We start from the raw sequence: 17789 nt of genomic DNA on the forward strand, positions 1-17789 counted from the left end.
GCATGCCCCTGACCGTGGTGGTTGTAGACGACGAACCCCTTGCCCGCGAACGCCTGCGCAGCCTGCTGGCCGAGCAGCCTGACGTGCAGGTCGTGGCTGAAGCCGGCGATGGCCTGGCCGCGCTGCAGGCCTGCGCCGAGCATCGGCCGGACCTGGTGCTGCTGGATATCTCCATGCCCGGCGTCGACGGACTGGAGGCCGCGCGCCATCTGGCCGCGTTCGATCCGCGTCCGGCGGTGGTGTTCTGCACCGCGTATGACGCGCACGCGCTGTCGGCGTTCGAGGCGGCGGCGATCGATTACCTGATGAAGCCGGTGCGCGTGGAGCGGCTGGTTTCTGCGCTGGAGCGCGCGCGCACCTTCATCGCCGGTCGCGCCACCGCGCCGGCGCCGTCGAGCCGCCAGCCGCGCACGCACCTGTGTGCCCGCCTGCGTGGCAGCCTGCGCCTGATTCCGCTGGACGACGTGCACTACCTGCAGGCCGAAGAAAAATACGTCGTGGTCCACCACGCCCGTGGCGAGGACCTGATCGAGGAATCGCTGAAGTCGCTGGAAGAGGAGTTCGCCAGCCGCTTCGTGCGAATCCATCGCAACTGCCTGGTCGCCCGCCACGAGCTGATGGAACTGCGGCGCGTGGATGATGGCCGCGTGCAGGCGGTGCTGCGCCATGCGCCGGCGCCCTTGGAAGTCAGCCGGCGTTGCGTGCCCGCGCTGCGGGATACGGTCAAGGCGCTGTAAAGCAGCGGGCGTCGGAGAACCGCGGTGCGTCGAGGATTTCCGTGGGAGCCGCTTCAGCGGCGATGATGGATATCTAAGCAAAGCCCTTCGCCGCTGAAGCGGCTCCCACAAGGGCGTGCCGACCAGGGCAATTCTCATTCGGACATCGCGCATCGCCGCCCGGTGGCCGGTTGCGGCGATAATGCCGGCATGAGATCGCTGCGCATCGCCACCCGCAAGAGCGCGCTCGCCTTATGGCAGAGCGAACACGTCGCCAACCTGTTGCGCGCCGCCCATCCCGGGCTGGCTGTCGAACTGGTGCCGATGAGCACCAGGGGCGACGAGGTGCTGGATCGCTCGCTGGCCGCCATCGGCGGCAAGGGCCTGTTCCTGAAGGAGCTGGAGCTGGCGATGCTGGACGACCGCGCAGACTGCGCGGTGCACTCGCTCAAGGACGTGCCGATGGAGCTGGAAGGGCCATTCGTGCTGCCGGCCATCCTGGAGCGCGCCGATCCGGCCGATGCCTTCATCTCCAACGCTTATCAGCGCCTGGACGCGCTGCCGCACGGGGCGAAGGTCGGCACCTCCTCGCTGCGCCGCCAGTCGCAGCTTCGCGCGTTGCGCCCGGACCTGCAGCTGGCCGACCTGCGCGGTAACGTCAATACGCGCCTAGCCAAGCTTGATGCCGGCGAGTACGACGCCATCATCCTGGCTTGCGCCGGGCTGCAGCGCCTGGGCCTGCAGGACCGCATCACCGCGCGACTGGAATCGCCGCAGTGGCTGCCCGCGCCTGCGCAGGGCGCGATCGCGGTGGAATGCCGCAGCGATGCGGCCCAGGTGCTGGCCTTGTTCGCCGCGCTGGATCACCTGCCTACGCGTCGCTGCGTCGAGGCCGAGCGGGCGATGAATCGCGCCCTGCACGGCAGCTGCCACGTGCCGGTCGGCGCGTTCGCGCAGGAAGATGCGAACGGCATGACCCTGAAAGGCCTGGTCGGCTCGGCTGAGCTGGGCACCCTGGTCCATGCCGAAGCCGCCTCATCCAACCTGACGCCGGAAAACCTCGGACATCAGGTCGCCCAGGCGCTGCTGGCCAATGGCGCCGACGCGCTGCTGGCCGATCTGGACCTCTAACCCGCAGCATCGATGCGCGCGCTGCGCCGACTGGAAACCCGCGTGCCGCCGCCGGTGTTGCTGGCGCTGCTCGGTCTCGCGGTCTGGTGGTTGGCGCGCGGGATGCCGCTGCAGTTCCCATCGCCAGCGCTGCATTGGATGGGGGTCGTGTTGATGCTCGCCGGCGTGGCCTTGAACCTGCTGCCCAAGCGCGGCTTCCGGCGCGTCGGCACCACGGTCAATCCGATGCGCCCCGCGGCCAGCACGCAATTGGTCACGACCGGCGTCTATCGGTACAGCCGCAATCCGATGTACCTGGGCCACGTGCTGGTGCTGATCGGCTGGGGCCTGTGGCTGCAGACCGCTTGGGTATTGCCTGCGGTGCTTCTGCAGCTGGCGTGGCTGCGCGCGCTGCAGATCGGTCCTGAGGAACGTGCGCTGGACCAACGGTTCGGCGACGTCTATCGCGCCTATTGCGCACAGGTCCGGCGCTGGCTGTAGCGCTTTCGCTTTCGGTGTCCCAGAAAAAGAAAGCCCCTCCGCGTTGCCGCTGGAGGGGCGGTGTCCACGCGCTGCGCTTCAGCGCAGGCGCATTGGCTTACTTGAAGCCGTAGACCACGTTGACGGTGGTCAGGTTGTCGGTCTTCTTCAGGCCCGGCTCGACGTCGGTGTTGTGGCGGGTTTCCAGGCCGGCCTTCAGGGCCAGCGCGTCAGTCATCTTCACCTGCACGCCGATCTGGTTCTTGGCGAAGGTGTTGTCCGCGCCCGATTCCACCAGCAGCGTGTCGTAGAACGAGGTGGTATCGGTCAGCTTGACGCCGTAGTCGGCATAGCCACGGCCGATGACTTCGTTGTGGTGGATCTGCACGCCCTGGTCCTTGGACCAGCGGTAACCCGGACCAGCTTCCAGCGTCAGGTGCTGGCGATCGGTCTTGACTGCTTCCCAGCCCAGACCAACACCGACGGTCCACTGGTACTCGTCGTCGGTGAAGTGATCGCGCTCGTTACGCACCGAGCCGTAGGTGTAGGTGCGCTCGCCGAAGCGATAGCCGCTGGTGCCGAACAGCTCGTAGCGGTTGGCGTTTTCTTCGTCCTCATCCTTGCCGTACTGGTAATTGCCGCCGAACTGGTGCTTCCACTTCGGGTCGGAGTAATCCATCTGGAACTTGCCGACGAAGTTCTGCGTATCGGTGTTGCCGCTGGAAATGGCCAGGCCGAGTTCGCCGGTGCCACTCCAGCCCTTGTCATCGGTGGTGCCGGCGGAGGGAACGGCGCCGCCGTTCTGGGCGAGGGCGGGCAGGGGGGCGATCAGGGCCAACAGCAGCACAGGCGCGAGGCGGTGGGGCATGGTCATGAGTCCTTTTGGGGGATTGGGGTACAAAAAAAGCCGGTGTTCAGCCGGCTTCTTGGGGTCCATCTTCGTTTCGTTAACTTGAATCGGCGTGAAATGCGGCACGGCGCTGACATCTTTGACGCGTTCTACACACGCATCGATACGCTTGGATGTGGGGCCCGCTCCAGCGGCGAGGCGACCTTATCGATGGCGTTACCGCCCTTGTAAGGACTGCCACAAGTCGCGGCGGATCAGCCCGATGCCGCCGGCGTATCGATCACGATGCCCGGATCGTTGAAGCGGCTGTAGCGCACGGTCATCGTGTACGGCTGGCCCTGCGAGACGCCCTGATGGCGCAGCTGCACCGGCAGGCCGTCGGGGCCGATCCAGTAGAAGAACTGCACCGGCTGTTCGGCCGGGCCGTTACGCACCAGGAACTGGCGCGCGGTGATGCCGTCGATCTGGCTGCTGCCCTGTTCCTGCACCTGCAGGTTGGCGTGGCCGGCCTTGAGCTGCATCGGATCGCGCCACTGGGCCACGGTGCCTTCGGGCAGCTGCATCTTCTGGGTGCGGCCCTGCGACTGCAGGTACAGCACGTCGCCGATGATCACCTGGGTGCCGATCGGCATCTGCATGCGGTAGCGGTCGGGCGCGACGAAATCGAGTTCGTTCGTGGTCTCGCGCGCGCCTTCCAGCGACATCACCGCGTGGAAGCTGCGCGCCTCCTGGAAGGCCTCCATCGAGGCGGTCACCTGTTCGGTCGGCGTGCGCGCGGCAGTCCCGGCCGGGGTAGCAGGGCCGGCGGCGGGATCGGGATGGCCCTGGCAGGCGGCCAGCAGCAAGCAGGCCAGGACGGGAAGGGCGCGACGCATGACGACAACTCCGGAGAAAGCGGTAAAGGACGGGCAGGTGACAAGGGTGCGACACCGGCGGTGAATGCCACCCGATGCATTGACGCGCGGCTCGGCCATAATCGGGCGCATGGACAAGATCGAACGCATCACCGCCCTGCACCGCATTCTGAAGGGTGCGCGCTATCCGGTCACGGTCAAGCGCCTCCAGGACGAACTGGGCTGCTCGCGCGCCACTGTTTACCGCGACCTGGCGTATCTGCGCGATGCGCTGATGGCGCCGGTGGAAGGCGATGGCGAGGCGGGCTTCCGCTACGCCGCCGGCGAGACCGACCGCTTCGAGCTGCCGGGCCTGTGGCTCAGCTCGGACGAGCTGTACGCGCTGGTGGCCTCGCAGGAGCTGCTGCTGCGCACTGGCGGCGGCGTGCTGGCCGGCGCGCTGGCACCGCTGCAGAAGCGCTTGGAAGGCCTGCTGGCCGACCACGCCGGCGCCGAGCGCTGGCCGGTCGAACGCGTGCGGGTCATCCCGCATCGCGGCCGCAAGCTGGACGAGGCGGCCTTCCGCTGCGTGGCCAGCACCGTGCTGGAGCGCAAGCAACTGAGTTTCGAATACCGCGCGCGCTCCACCGACGAGCGCACCAAGCGCACTGTCTCGCCCCAGCGCATCACCCACTACCGCGATAACTGGTACCTGGATGCGTGGGACCACGGCCGCGAGGCGCTGCGCAGTTTCGCGGTGGACCGCATCAGCAATGCGCGCGCGCTGGACGACGTCGCGGCGGAAATGGGCAAGGACGAGCTGAGCCAGCACCTGGCGTCGAGCTACGGGATTTTTTCCGGCGAACCCAAGGGCTGGGCGACGATCGTCTTCAGTCCCAAGGCTGCGCGCTGGGTCGCCGACGAGCAGTGGCACGCGCGCCAGGAAGGGCGCTTCCTGCCTGATGGCCGCTATGAATTGAAGGTGCCCTACAGCGCCTCGCGCGAGCTGCTGATGGACGTGCTGCACTACGGCTCGGACGCCGAGATCGTCGGTCCGCCGGTGCTGCGCGAGCAGGCCAAGGCGCTGCTGGAACTGGCGCTGTCCAACTACGAAGGCGATCCGGCCAAGCGCTGAAGCTTCGTGCCACGCGCCGGCCACACGTCGGCGTCGGCTACCATGTTGTCGTCTCCCGTTGTCTTGACGCCGTCCCCGCGCCTGTTGCCGCGGACCCGGCATCGGATGACGGCGGGCCATTCCCCCACTTCTGCGCAAAGTCCCGCCATGGAATCCGCTCCACTCCGCTCCATCCACGTCGTTGCCGCCGTCATCACCGATGCGCGCGGGCGCATCCTGCTGGCCCGCCGTGGCGATGGGCGCGACCTGGCCGGGCTGTGGGAATTCCCCGGCGGCAAGCGCGAGCCGGGCGAGTCGACCGAAGACACCTTGATCCGCGAGCTGCAGGAAGAACTGGGCATCACCGTGCAGGTCGGCGCGCCGATCATGCGCGTGCCGCACATGTACCCGGACAAGCAGCTGCTGCTGGACATCCGCCGCGTCACCGCGTGGAAGGGCGTGCCGCGCGGCGTCGAAGGCCAGGCGCTGGCCTGGGTCGAACAGGACAAGCTGAGCCGTTACCCGATGCCGGCCGCCGACAAGCCGGTGGTGGCGGTGCTGCAGCAGCCGGACCGTTACCTGGTCACGCCCGAGCCGGGCGACGACCACCAGGCATGGCTGGATGCCTTGTCGAAGGCACTGGCCGACGGCGTGCGCCGCGTGCAGCTGCGCGGCCGCAGCCTGGAAGCCGATCCGGCCTGGCCGCAGCTGGCCGCTGCCGCGGTCGCGCTGTGCAAAAAGGCCGGGGCTCAGGTGCTGCTCAACGGCGCGGCCAAGCTGGCGCGCGACCTGGGCGTGGGCCTGCATCTGCGCGGCGAGCAGCTCGCCCGCCTGGATGCGCGCCCGGTCGCCAGCGGCACGCTGCTGGCCGCGTCCTGCCATTCGCTGGACGAGCTGCGCATGGCCGAAGACCTAGGCTGCGATTTCGCGGTGCTGGGCAACGTGCGCGACACGCCCGGCCAGCCGGAACATCCCGCGATGGGCTGGGATGCGTTCGCCCGCCTGCGCGAAGGCGTGTCGTTGCCGATTTACGCGATCGGCGGGCTGGGTGTGGCCGACATCGCCGAAGCGCGCCAGCACGGCGCACAGGGCGTCGCCGCGATTCGCGGCCTGTGGCCGACCAGCTGATCCTGTTGAAGGTGGGCGCGGCTCAGGCCGTCGCCAGCAGCCGATAACGCCGGTCCAGTTCGGCCACGGCCTGGGCGATGTCGTCCAGCGTGCCATCGTTGCGCACGATGTCGTCGGCGATGGCAATGCGCTGCGCATCGCTGGCCTGCGCGTCGATCATGCGCTGGGCCAGCGCCTGGTCGATGCCGTCACGGCGCAACAGCCGCGCCATGCGCACCTCCATCGGCGCGGTGACCACGGCGATGCGCTGCAGCCACGGATAGCGTTCGCGCCCGCCGCCTTCGGCCAGCAGCGGAATCATCGCCACGGCATAGGGACTGGCGGCCATGCGGCATTGCTGTTCCAGCGCGGCGCGCACGGCGGGGTGGACGATGGCTTCCAGCTCCTGGCGTGCCTCGACGTCGTCGAACACGCGCCGGCGCATCGCCGCGCGGTCGAGCTGGCCGTCGGAATCGAGCACGTCCGCGCCGAAGGCTTCCACGATCGCGGCCAGCGCCGGCTCACCGGGTTCGACCACGGCGCGCGAGATGCGGTCGGCATCGGCGACGAAGATGCCAAGCGCGGTGAACGCGCTTTCCAGCGCGCTCTTGCCCGAGGCGATGCCGCCAGTCATGCCGATGAAGGTCTGGCTCATGCCCGCATTATCCGCCGCGCCGGGTGTCGCTACAGCCAGCGTCGCACGCGCGCGCAGTACAGCTCATAGGCGACGCCGAACTCGCGGCGCAGGCGCGCTTCCTCGAACGGGATCAGCACTCGCTGCAGGGCCAGCCACGGCAGCGGCATCAGCAGCAGCGCCCACGGCACGATCAGGTAGCCGGCCAGGCCGATGTAGCTCAGCACCAGGCTGACATACATCGGGTTGCGGCTCAGCCGGTATGGGCCGCGCACCACCAGCGTGGACGGCTGCTGGCTGGGCAGGATGGTGGTGCGACGCATGGCGAACAGGGCGAAGCAGGTCAGCGCCAGCAGCAGGGCGGCGGCCGCCAGCAGCGAGCCGGCCCATTGCATGGCCAGCAGCGGCGTGTCGCGCGGCAAGGGCAGGGCGAGGGCATATTGCAGCCATGCCGCCAGGCCGAAGGCGGCCAGGAAATGCAGCGGCGAGGTCGTGCGTACCAGCCAGGGGGCACGCGCGCGTCCGGCAGCCACCCGGTCGGTCATCCGTTCTTCCAGCACGCCCTGCGGTCATCCATTGAATGCAATGGCGACATCTTAGCGTGGGCGCTGCGGCCACGTGTCCGGCAAACGCGGCGCTTACACTCGCAGGCCCCCAGTTCCGAGCCATGCCATGCGGCCCTCCCTGCGTCATCGCCTCCTCTCGTGCCTGTTCGCGCCCGTGCTGTTGCTTGGCGCATGGGCCGCACAGGCGCAGACACCGACAGGCCAGGCAGAAAACTTCGAGCTGGTCGCGTTGGGCGTGGCCGGCGGGCTGGAGGACGGCAATCTCTCGTCCTACCTGGTCCGCGCCCGCGGCGACGCGCATTACCTGGGCCTGGATGCGGGCACGGTGCTGCCCGGCATCGCACGCGCGCTGGACAAGGGCGCCTTCGCCGATCTGCCGCCTGGCCAGGACGCCACGCCACAGGGCCAGGTGTTCCGCGAGGCGATCGCCGGCTACTTCATCAGCCATGCGCACCTGGACCATGTCGAAGGCCTGCTGATTGCCGCCACCGACGACACCGGGCACAAGCCGATCTATGGACTGGCCTCGACCCTGGATTCATTGAGCCGCGACTACTTCAACTGGACGGCCTGGCCGAACTTCGCCGACCGCGGCGCGGCGCCGGCGCTGGGCCGCTATCGGCTGACTGAAACGGTGCCGGGCCAGTGGTTCCAGATTCCAGGCACGGCGCTGTCGGCCAGCGTGTATCCGCTGTCGCACGACAAGCTGACCTCTTCGATGGTGCTGCTGCGCACCGGCCAGGCCTACTACGCCTACTTCGGCGATACCGGCCCCGATGCGCTGTCCGGCGGCCAGCATCGGCTGGCCGACATCTGGCAGGTGCTGGCGCCGCTGGTCCGTGCGCACCGGCTCAAGGGGCTGCAGATCGAGGTCTCGCTGCCCAACGACGTGGCCGATGCCCAGCTGTTCGGCCATCTCACCCCGGCCTGGCTGCTGAAGGAACTGGACGCGCTGGCGACCACGACCGGCGGCCGCCAGCCGCTGGCGGGCCTGCCGGTGGTGGTCGGGCACATCAAACCCAGCCTGGTGGCGGGGCGCGATCCGCGCAGCCTGATCCGCCAGCAGCTGGCCGACGGCAGCCGGCTGGGCGTGCGCTTCCTGTTCCCGGAGCAGGGCGACACGGTGCTACTGCCTTAAACATGGGCATTTCGGCGGCGTTCGACGCTTTTTGTCACCGTTGACACATTCCGAAAAGAAATGAATCTTGCAAATTCGTAATTTCCATGTGAAAACCGGTTGCTGCTGTGCAGCATTGCCGGTCACCCGACGACGCGCGAAAGCCAGGGGCAAGTTCCACCTGGGCTGATCGCCGCCTCCGGGCAGGCTGACGAAGGTGCCGGCGCCCTTCGTTGCTGTTGCCTGCCCCGGACCTGCCATGCCCGTCGCATCACCCGCATCCCTCGATGCCTGCCGTCCGCTGCAGGCCCAGCGCGCGCCGCGCCGCCTGGATCGCGCGAGCGCTGCCCGATGAAGGGCTGGTCCGGCTTCCGCCTGGCCGAGCATGGCACCTCGGTCCGCACCGAGCTGCTGGCCGGGTTCACCACCTTCCTGACGATGGCCTACATCGTCTTCGTCAACCCGGACATCCTCTCGGCCGCGGGCATGGACAAGGGCGCGGTGTTCGTCGCGACCTGCCTGGCCGCTGCGCTGGGCTCGCTGCTGATGGGCCTGCTGGCGAACTGGCCGATCGGCTTGGCGCCGGGCATGGGCCTGAACGCGTTCTTCGCCTTCTCCGTGGTCGGGGCGATGGGCTATCCGTGGCCGCAGGCGCTGGGGTTGGTCTTCATCTCCGGCTGCATGTTCCTGCTGCTGACCCTGACCGGGGCGCGACGCTGGCTGGTCGATGGCATTCCGCAGTCGCTGCGTAGTGGCATCGCGGCGGGCATCGGTTTGTTCCTGGCCTTCATCGGCCTGCAGGGCGCCGGCCTGGTGGTCGACAGCCCGGCCACGCTGGTGACCCTGGGCGACCTGCACACGGCCGAGCCGCTGCTGGCGCTGGGCGGGCTGGTGCTGATCGGCATCCTGGATGCGCTGCGCGTGCGCGGCGCGATCCTGATCGGGATCCTGGCCGTGACCGGCGCCGGCCTGCTGCTGGGCAAGGTGCATTACGCCGGCCTGATAGCGCTGCCGCCGAGCCTGTCGCCGACCTTCCTCAAGCTGGATATCGCCGGCGCGCTGACCCAGCACGGCGGCGCCATGGCGCTGCTGCACGTGTTGCTGGTGTTCCTGCTGGTGGAGATGTTCGATGCGACCGGCACGCTGGCTGGCGTTGCCCAGCGCGCCGGGCTGCTGGGCAAGCCGGAGCAGCGCGTGCAGTTCGACCGCGCGCTGCTGGCCGATAGCACCGCGGTGCTGGCCGGCTCGCTGCTGGGGACTTCCAGCACCACCGCGTTTGTTGAAAGCGCCGCGGGCGTGCAGGCGGGCGGCCGCACCGGCCTGACCGCGCTGACGGTGGCCGCGCTGTTCCTGCTCGCCCTGCTGTTCTCGCCGCTGGCCGGCATGGTCCCGGCGTATGCGACCGCGCCGGCGCTGATCTACGTGGCCGGGCTGATGCTGCGCGAGCTGGTGCACCTGGACTGGAGCGACGTTACCGAAGCCATGCCGGCCTGCCTGGCCGCGCTGGGCATGCCCTTCACCTATTCCATCGCCAACGGCCTGGCCCTGGGTTTCGTCAGCCATGCGCTGCTGAAGCTGGGCACCGGCCGCTGGCGCGGCGTGCACGTGGCCACCTGGGTGGTCGCCGCGCTCTTCGTCCTGCGCTACGCGCTGTAGCGCGAGACGGTGTGGGGACACTGAACTCAATGACACAAGGGGATCAAGGCACGTGGTAGTCAGCAGGCTGTTGTGGGTGGGCGCGGTGTTGGGTTGCGCGCTGTCGGGCGTGGCACTGGCCGCCGATGGCGCGGGCGCGGCGCGCTCGGACCAGGCGCGCGTGGGCGAGGTCATGCGGGGCCTGAGCGACAACGGCGCCAAGCTGCGCGCGTTCCTCCAGGCCATGCCCAAGGGCGGCGACCTGCACAACCACCTGGGCGGCAGCGTCTACGCGGAGGACTTCCTGCGCTGGGCCGATGCGGAAAACGCCTGCATCGCCGTGGTCGACCACAAGCTCTCGCCGCCGCCGTGTGGCGAAGGTCAGGTGCCGGCGCGCGGACTGGCCAAGCGCGATGCGGCGTTCTACTCGGCGACGGTCGATGCGCTGTCGATGCGCAACTTCGTGCCGGGCAACGCGGCCGCATCGGGGCACGACCAGTTCTTCAGCACCTTCTCCCGTTTCGGTGGCGTCGGCCATCGCGCCGAGGCCGTGGTGGTGACCCTGGAGCAGGCCGCGCGCGATCGCGTGCCGTATGTCGAACTCATCGCCAATCCGCCGCAGGCCGCCGCGCTGGGCAAGCGCGCGCAGCAGCTGGACTGGAACACACAGGACTTCGCTGCCGACCTGGCGCCGCTGCAGGGCGAACTGCCCGCACTGGTTGCTGCGGCGCGCGAGGATTTCGGCACGCTCGATGCGCAGGTGCGCGACCTGATGCATTGCGGCCAGGCCGACGCCAGCCCGGGTTGCAACGTGCGCTATCGCTACGTGCCCTACGTGCTGCGCATCCTGCCGCCGCCGGTGGTGTTCGGCCAGATGGTGATGGGCTATGCGCTGGTACAGGCCGATCCGGAACACTTCGCCGCGGTGAACATCGTCGCGCCGGAAGACAACCCGATCGCGCTGTCCGACTACCGCCTGCACATGGACATGTTCCGCTTCCTGTCCACGCGCTATCCGACCGTGCCGTTGACCCTGCATGCCGGTGAGCTGGCGCTGGGCCTGGTGCCGCCGGCGGACCTGCGTTTCCACATCCGCGATGCGGTCGAGGCCGGCGCCAGGCGCATCGGCCACGGCGTGGACATCGGTTATGAGGACGATGCTGCCGGCCTGCTGGCCAAGATGAAGGCGCAGCACGTCGCGGTGGAGATCAACCTCTCCAGCAACGACGGCATCCTCGGGGTGAAGGGCCGCGATCATCCGCTGCTGATGTACCTGGCGGCGGGCGTGCCGGTGGTGCTGTCCACCGATGATGAAGGCGTTTCGCGCAGCGACATGACCCACGAATACCAGCGCGCCGTGCAGGAGCAGGGCGTGGACTACGCCACGCTCAAGCAGATCGCGCGCAACGGCCTGACCTACGCTTTCATCCCCGGCGCCAGCCTGTGGAACGACGACGGCATCGCGCCCGGCGCGGCCTGCGCAGCCAGCCTGCGTGCGAATGCCAGCAAGCCTGACGCGCGCTGCGATGCGCTGCTCAAGCAGAGCGAAAAGGCCCGGATGCAGTGGCAGCTGGAGCGCGATTTCGCTGCGTTCGAAACGCAGATCCTGAAGGGCACGCACTGATGCGCGCGCCCGTGGTCAAGCCGATGTTGAAGGCCGCGGCGTTGTGCATGGCGCTGGCCTGCGCGCTGCCGTCGCTCGCTGCCGAGAAGAAGCTGGTGATCCTGGACGATGACCTGGATGGCTTTTCGCCTGCGCAGGTGATGGCGCTGCAGGCGCCGGACGTGCAGGTGCTGGGCTTCACCACGGTCAGCGGCAACGCCTGGGCCACCGATGCCACCGCGCATGCGCGCCGCATGCTGGAAATCACCGGGCATCCCGACGTGCCGGCGGTGCAGGGCGCGATCTATCCGCTGGTCAACACCGAGGCCGAGACCGAGCGCTGGGAAGCGCTGTACGGCAAGCTCGTGTGGAAAGGCGCGTGGATGAAGCACTGGGTGGAAGACAACTTCCAGGCCGATCCGCAGTACCACGGCCCTGAAATCGTGCCCGACCTCAAGCTCGGCAATCCGAGCGTGGTCAAGGCGTCGAGTGAGCTGGCCGCGACCTTCATGCTGCGCATGGTCCACGCGCATCCGGGCCAGGTGACGATCATCGCCACCGGCCCGCTGACCAACCTGGCGCTCGCGCAGAAGCTGGATCCCCAGTTCGCCACGCTGGCGAAAGAACTGATCTACATGGGCGGCAGCCTGGAGCCGCGCCAGGTACTGGACAGCGATGCGGCGAAGCAGTTCGCGCGCGAGTTCGTCAACACGCCGCGGCGCGAGTTCAACATCCGCTTCGATCCCGAGGCCGCCAGCATCGTCATGCGCGCGCCGTGGAAGAAGATCGTGATGGTGCCGGCCGATCCTTCCACCGCCACTGAAGTGACGCCGGCGCTGCTCAAGCGCATGTCGGCCGCGCAGACGCCGATCGCCAAGGCCATCGCCAAGCGCCAGACCGGTTTCCCGCTGTGGGACGAGCTGGCCGTGGCGGTGTGGCTGGATCCGACGCTGATCATCGAAGCGGATGACCTGATGGTCGATACCAACATCGATCACGGCGCCGGCTACGGCGACATCCTCTCCTGGAGCCCGCCGTATGCGCCGGGCGTCGGCGAGCAGCGCGAAACCGTGGTGCGCCAGATCGACGTGCCGCGCTTCGAAGCACTGATGTCGCAGCTGCTGACCCGGCCGCAGCCGCGCGCCGTCGGTGCGCCGGTGCCATGAAACCTGTCCTTGCACGGCGCGCGCGGCGCGTCGACGTTTTCCCGTTCCCAGGAGTTGCAATGTCGTTGATGAAGTTCCGCCGCGGCCTGGCCATCACCGGCCTGGCGCTGGTTGCACAGCTGGCGCAGGCCGCAGAACCGGCGGTGCCGGCGGTGGCCACGCCGAGCGCGCGCATCGCGGTGAAGATGGTGGTAGTTGCCAATTTCGAGAACGGCCAGGACACCGGTGACAAGCCGGGCGAATACCAGTTCTGGGTCGAACGCGAACACCTGGACCAGACCATCGCCGTGCGCGGTGCCGAGCACCCGATCCGGCGCAATGCCGATGGCCTATACGGCCTGATGCTCAAGGACATGGACGCGTTCGTGATCGATCCGCGCTTCGATCTCACGCACACCTACTGGCTGTTCACCGGCATCTCCGGCGGCGATCCGAATGAAGTCTCGGTCGGCAGCGCCGCGTGGGCGCGCTGGGTGGTCAACGGCGACCAGCTGCGCGAGTTCGACGATCGCCAGATTCCGAAGGACTGGCCGTATGGCCTCTTCGCGATCGGTGCGATGACGCCCAACGCGTTGCCGACCGATCCCAACGGTTTCGGCAGCGTGGAAAGCCCCGAGCAGCTGGGCATGGCCTACACGCTCAATCCGTCGCTGGTGCAGTGGGCGTTCGACCTGACCAAGGACGTCAAGATCCCCGACACCGCCGAGCTGGCCGCGCGCCGCAAGGCGTGGATCGGCTTTCCCAATGCGCTTAAAGCCCCGCAGGTGATCCTCGGCGAAACCCTGGGCAGCAAGCGCTACTGGCATGGCTCCATGCGCAACCAGTGGGCCGAGGACTGGGTGAAGTTGTGGACCGGCGGCAAAGGCCGCTTCGTCATGACCAACATGGAAAGCCAGAACGCCGCGCAGATGATCAAGCGCTACGGGCTGATGGGCTTCGTCGATCCACAGCGCGTGCTGGTGCTGCGCACCGCGAGCAATCCGTCCATGCCACCGCCGGGCCAGGACCCGCTGGCCACCATCGGCGATGAAACGCCGGGCCAAGTCGCCGCATACGAAGCCAATTACCGGGTCGGCGTCCCGGTGATCCACCAGATCCTGCAGCACTGGAACCAGTACGAACACGTACTGCCCGGTGCGGGCAAGCAGGCGCAGTAAAGCAGGACGTTGCAGGCAGTCGGGTCGATGGAACGGCCCAAACGGCAGCCGGGATGCACAGAACACCGGTCGCTGGCGTTTTCCTTCGCTCAACCTTACCCACACAGGCACTCCCCACATGAACAAAGGCATCCTGACCCTCGCCGTGACGGCCGCACTATATGCGTCCGCCGGCGTTGCGTTCGCGCAGGACGCGACGGGCACCGACACCGCCCAACGCACCAGCGTGACCTCCACTTCCAACACCACCAACTCCAACGCCACCCAGCGTGCGCGCCAGCTGGATACGGTGAAGGTCTCCGGCCAGACGCTCTCGCTGGGCGGCGGCAACATGCAGGTCCAGGACGCGCCCAAGGCCGTGTCCACGATCGGCCGTGAAGCGATCCTCAAGGCCGCGCCGGGCGCCAACTTCACCCAGATGCTGAGCAGCATCCCGGGCGCGGTGTCGGCCACCAACGACGTGACCGGCCTGAATGACGGCAACTTCTCGGTGCGTGGCTACCCACCGGATGAGGTGGGCGTGACCGTCAACGGCGTGCCGATCAACGACTCGGGCAACTACAAGATGTACGCCACCGAGTACGGCGATACGGAGAACATGGGCGACATCACCGTCGAGCAGGGCTATCCCAGCGTGACCTCGCCGGTGATCGGCGCGGCCGGCGGCAACATCGCCTGGGTGACGGTCGATCCGACCCATGATGCGGGCCTGGATTTCAGCCAGAGCGCCGGCAGCAATGGCTACCACCGCACCTTCCTGCGCTACAACACCGGCGATACCGGCCCGCTGCGTTCGTGGATCTCCTTCTCCAACAACGAGACCAACCTGTGGCGTGGCAGCGGCAAGTCGAAGGTCACCAAGATCGACGCCAAGTCGGTGTGGACCATCGATGACGACAACTCGATCACCGGTTCGCTGCAGTACAACCGCGAGTTCAAGAACAATTACCGCAACGTCACCAAGGCCCAGGCCGCGCAGAACTACCATTTCGGCTACGACGGCAATTACACCGCCTCGGCGCCGGGCAACTATGCGTACATGCAGACCAACCCCTTCCGCAGCTGGATCCTCAGCCTGGATGGCGAGTTCACCCTGACCGACTCGCTGCACCTGTCGGTGGTGCCGTACATGGTCTACGGCGAAGGCGGCGGCGGCAGCGGGACCACGCAGAGCGAAAGCGCCTACGGCGGCGTCGATGCCAACAAGGACGGCGATACCACCGACGGCAGCGTGCCGGTCTACCAGATGTTCACCTCCGACACCTATCGCCCGGGTATCCAGGTCAAGTTCAAGCAGGATTTCGGCCTGAATGACAGCCTGGAGTTCGGTGCGCTGTATGAGCGTCCGCGCAACCAGCAGAGCCGCAACCTGATGCCGACCAGCGTCGATGGCGACCCGTCGAACCTCTGGGGCCAGGACAACGTCGACATGCTGACCTACGCCAATGGCAGCGCGCTGCAGACCTATCGCTCGTATTCGATCACCGATACCAAGCGTGTCTTCGCAACCAACACCTGGACGCCCAATGACCAGTGGACCGTTACGCTCGGCGGCGCCTACACCTGGGTCAACCGCAAGGGCTGGTACACCAACCTGCCGGACTCGGGCATCGCCACCGTGGGCACCAGCCTGGGTGAAGTCACCGGCGCGGGCGAGGCCAAGTACAACAAGTTCACCCCGACCGGCGGCGTCAAGTTCCAGCTCGATGACCGCAACCAGTTCTATTTCGGCATCGGCCAGGCCTATCGCGCGCCGATCAACACCGCGGCGCTGAATTACTTCTACAGCAAGGCCGCAGCCGAGGAACTGGCCCTGGCCAGCAGCACCATCAAGCCCAAGCCTGAATCCTCGTGGACGGCGGACCTGGGCTGGCGCTTCTACGGCGACCAGGTCAGCGCGATGGTCGACCTGTACTCCAGCAAGTTCAAGAACAAGCAGGTCAGCGGCACCGACCCGGTCAGCAAGGCCTCGGTCTACACCGTGCTGGACAAGGTGGACGTGTACGGCATCAACGGCGAGATCAGCTACAAGTTCAACGACAACTGGTCCACCTACGCCTCCTACGCGTACAACAAGTCGGAGATCAAGGATGACCTGACCATCGGCACCACCACGTACGACACCGACGGCAAGATCATGGTCAACGCGCCGAAGAACGTCGGCTACGTGGCCGTGAACTACAACCAGGGACCGGCCTGGGCCAGCGTCAGTGCCAACGTGATGAGCGACATCTACGCCGACTGGGAGAACACCGCCCATGCCGGCGGTTACACCACCATCAACCTCAACGGCGGCTGGAACTTCGCCGATGCGGGTTGGCTGAAGAAGCCGTACGTGAAGTTCAACATCTGGAACCTGGACAACCGCAAGGCATTCACCTGGGCCTCCAGCGTGACGACCTACCGCTCGTCCGGCACCGACTCGTACCAGCTGCTGCAGGACCGCACCTTCATGGTGACGGTTGGCGCTTCGTTCGATCTGTAACACGCAACACCGCGTGGTCGCGTGCAGCGCTTCACCGGCTGCACGCCCCGCGCCCCGCCCTGCATCGGTTCGCCGCTGCAGGGCGCACTTTTCTCGTCGATGCCTGCAGTCCGCCGCGTGCGCGTGGTGGTCTGCAGGCATTGTTTTATCCAGGATCCAGACCCCGGAGCCCGCCCATGTCCATCTCCTGTTCCTCGCTGATCGCCGCCGCCGCGCTGGCGCTGCCCGTGGCCGCAATCGCCTTGCCTGCCGCCACGCAGGCGCCGCTGGCGCCCAAGGTCATGGTGATCACCATGTTCGCGCCCGAGGCCGCGCCCTGGCGCGCGGCGGAAGACTTCACCACCGAGATCGCGGTGCCGGGACTGTCGCCGCAGTACCCCAAGGTGTCGTGTACCGCGGCGGGGCTGTGCCTGATGACCACCGACATGGGCCTGGCCAATGCCGCCAGCTCGGTTGGCGCGTTGGTGCAGTCGGGCAGGTTCGACCTGCGAAACACGTACCTCCTGATCGCCGGCATCGGCGGCGTGGACCCGGACGACGGCACCTTGGGCTCGGCCCACTGGGCACGCTATGCCATTGACGGCGGGCTGCTGCACATGATCGATCCGCGCCAGCAGCCGGCCGGCTGGTCGTCCAACCTGCTGATGCTGGGCGCCAAGGCGCCGGGCGAAAAGAGCGCCTGGAAGACCGGCACCGAGCTGTTCCAGCTCGACGAGGCCCTGCTGCAGAAGGCCTACGCGCTCAGCGCCAACGTGCCGCTGGAAGACAGCGACGCCGCCAAGGCCTACCGGCTGCAGTACCCGCAGGCGGCCGGTCACGGCGCGCCCAAGGTCAGCATCTGCGACACCCTGACCAGCGACACCTACTGGCATGGCACGCGCATCGCCCAGGCGATGCAGGCTTACGTGAGCCTGACTACCGATGGCCGGGGCAACTACTGCACGACCCAGATGGAGGACAATGCCAGCCTGACCGCGCTCAAGCGGGGCGCCGATGCCGGCCTGCTGCAGTTCGGCCGCATCGCCCTGCTGCGCACGGCCTCCAACTTCGACCGCGAAGCGCCCGGCCAGGATGTGGGCACCTCGCTGTCGACCAAGTCGGGCGGTTTCCTGCCGTCCACCCACAACGCCTACCGCGTCGGACATGCGCTGGCGGCCGACATCCTGCAGCACTGGGATGCCTGGTCCAGTGGCGTGCCCAAAGACTGAGTGATGCC

Annotated in this window: 16 protein-coding genes; 12 read left to right on the forward strand and 4 right to left on the reverse strand. The window is 67.6% G+C overall.

The features are described from left to right. Window positions 1–2 precede the first annotated feature (2 nt). From BMZ17_RS01555 to BMZ17_RS01565, 3 genes are all read left to right on the forward strand, one after another. Window positions 3–737: a LytR/AlgR family response regulator transcription factor gene (locus tag BMZ17_RS01555; protein WP_175485445.1), complete on the forward strand. Its 735-nt coding sequence runs from the start codon at window positions 3–5 to the stop codon at window positions 735–737. 189 nt (window positions 738–926) lie between these two features. After that, window positions 927–1847, forward strand: a complete 921-nt coding sequence (hemC, locus tag BMZ17_RS01560) for a hydroxymethylbilane synthase (protein WP_093134460.1) — start codon at window positions 927–929, stop codon at window positions 1845–1847. A 12-nt stretch (window positions 1848–1859) separates the two neighbouring features. Further along, window positions 1860–2327: a methyltransferase family protein gene (locus BMZ17_RS01565; protein WP_343124180.1), complete on the forward strand. Its 468-nt coding sequence runs from the start codon at window positions 1860–1862 to the stop codon at window positions 2325–2327. A gap of 97 nt (window positions 2328–2424) precedes the next feature. On the opposite strand, the gene BMZ17_RS01570 is transcribed toward BMZ17_RS01565, so the two are convergent. Continuing rightward, window positions 2425–3174, reverse strand: coding sequence for a DUF481 domain-containing protein (locus BMZ17_RS01570; RefSeq protein WP_175485446.1), 750 nt, complete (start codon window positions 3172–3174; stop codon window positions 2425–2427). A gap of 236 nt (window positions 3175–3410) precedes the next feature. Beyond that, the gene (locus tag BMZ17_RS01575) at window positions 3411–4031 is read right to left on the reverse strand and encodes a LolA family protein (RefSeq protein WP_093134467.1); all 621 of its coding nucleotides are present in this window, start codon (window positions 4029–4031) and stop codon (window positions 3411–3413) included. Between the two features lie 109 nt (window positions 4032–4140). Between BMZ17_RS01575 and BMZ17_RS01580 the strand changes: the two genes are divergently transcribed. Together BMZ17_RS01580 and BMZ17_RS01585 are read left to right on the forward strand one after the other, a co-directional pair. After that, the gene (locus BMZ17_RS01580) at window positions 4141–5124 is read left to right on the forward strand and encodes a helix-turn-helix transcriptional regulator (RefSeq protein WP_093134471.1); all 984 of its coding nucleotides are present in this window, start codon (window positions 4141–4143) and stop codon (window positions 5122–5124) included. Window positions 5125–5271: 147 nt separating this feature from the next. Beyond that, window positions 5272–6231, forward strand: coding sequence for a Nudix family hydrolase (locus BMZ17_RS01585; RefSeq protein WP_093134476.1), 960 nt, complete (start codon window positions 5272–5274; stop codon window positions 6229–6231). 22 nt (window positions 6232–6253) lie between these two features. On the opposite strand, the gene coaE is transcribed toward BMZ17_RS01585, so the two are convergent. Beyond that, a complete protein-coding gene (coaE, locus tag BMZ17_RS01590; protein WP_093134480.1) occupies window positions 6254–6865 on the reverse strand; it encodes a dephospho-CoA kinase in 612 nt (203 codons plus the stop codon). 29 nt (window positions 6866–6894) lie between these two features. After that, entirely contained in the window at window positions 6895–7389 is a 495-nt protein-coding gene (locus tag BMZ17_RS01595; RefSeq protein ID WP_093137984.1) for a methyltransferase family protein, read from the reverse strand. A 127-nt stretch (window positions 7390–7516) separates the two neighbouring features. Between BMZ17_RS01595 and BMZ17_RS01600 the strand changes: the two genes are divergently transcribed. The 7 genes from BMZ17_RS01600 (at window position 7517) to BMZ17_RS01630 (ending at window position 17781) form a co-directional block, all read left to right on the forward strand. After that, a complete protein-coding gene (locus tag BMZ17_RS01600) occupies window positions 7517–8548 on the forward strand; it encodes an MBL fold metallo-hydrolase (RefSeq protein ID WP_093134484.1) in 1032 nt (343 codons plus the stop codon). A gap of 330 nt (window positions 8549–8878) precedes the next feature. Further along, window positions 8879–10183, forward strand: coding sequence for an NCS2 family permease (locus tag BMZ17_RS01605; protein ID WP_093134488.1), 1305 nt, complete (start codon window positions 8879–8881; stop codon window positions 10181–10183). A gap of 172 nt (window positions 10184–10355) precedes the next feature. After that, a complete protein-coding gene (locus BMZ17_RS01610; protein WP_093137986.1) occupies window positions 10356–11786 on the forward strand; it encodes an adenosine deaminase family protein in 1431 nt (476 codons plus the stop codon). 47 nt (window positions 11787–11833) lie between these two features. Beyond that, on the forward strand, window positions 11834–12931 hold the full coding sequence (locus BMZ17_RS01615; protein ID WP_093137985.1) for a nucleoside hydrolase: 1098 nt from the start codon (window positions 11834–11836) through the stop codon (window positions 12929–12931). A gap of 59 nt (window positions 12932–12990) precedes the next feature. Continuing rightward, window positions 12991–14088, forward strand: coding sequence for a purine-nucleoside phosphorylase (locus BMZ17_RS01620; RefSeq protein ID WP_254775163.1), 1098 nt, complete (start codon window positions 12991–12993; stop codon window positions 14086–14088). 118 nt (window positions 14089–14206) lie between these two features. Beyond that, window positions 14207–16573 (forward strand): TonB-dependent receptor, encoded by a 2367-nt coding sequence (locus tag BMZ17_RS01625; protein ID WP_093134493.1) that lies wholly within the window; start codon window positions 14207–14209, stop codon window positions 16571–16573. A gap of 176 nt (window positions 16574–16749) precedes the next feature. Beyond that, on the forward strand, window positions 16750–17781 hold the full coding sequence (locus BMZ17_RS01630; protein WP_093134498.1) for a purine-nucleoside phosphorylase: 1032 nt from the start codon (window positions 16750–16752) through the stop codon (window positions 17779–17781). The last annotated feature ends 8 nt before the right edge of the window (window positions 17782–17789 follow it).

Source organism: Pseudoxanthomonas sp. GM95 (assembly GCF_900109775.1).
In the GTDB taxonomy this organism is placed as follows: Bacteria; Pseudomonadota; Gammaproteobacteria; order Xanthomonadales; family Xanthomonadaceae; genus Pseudoxanthomonas_A.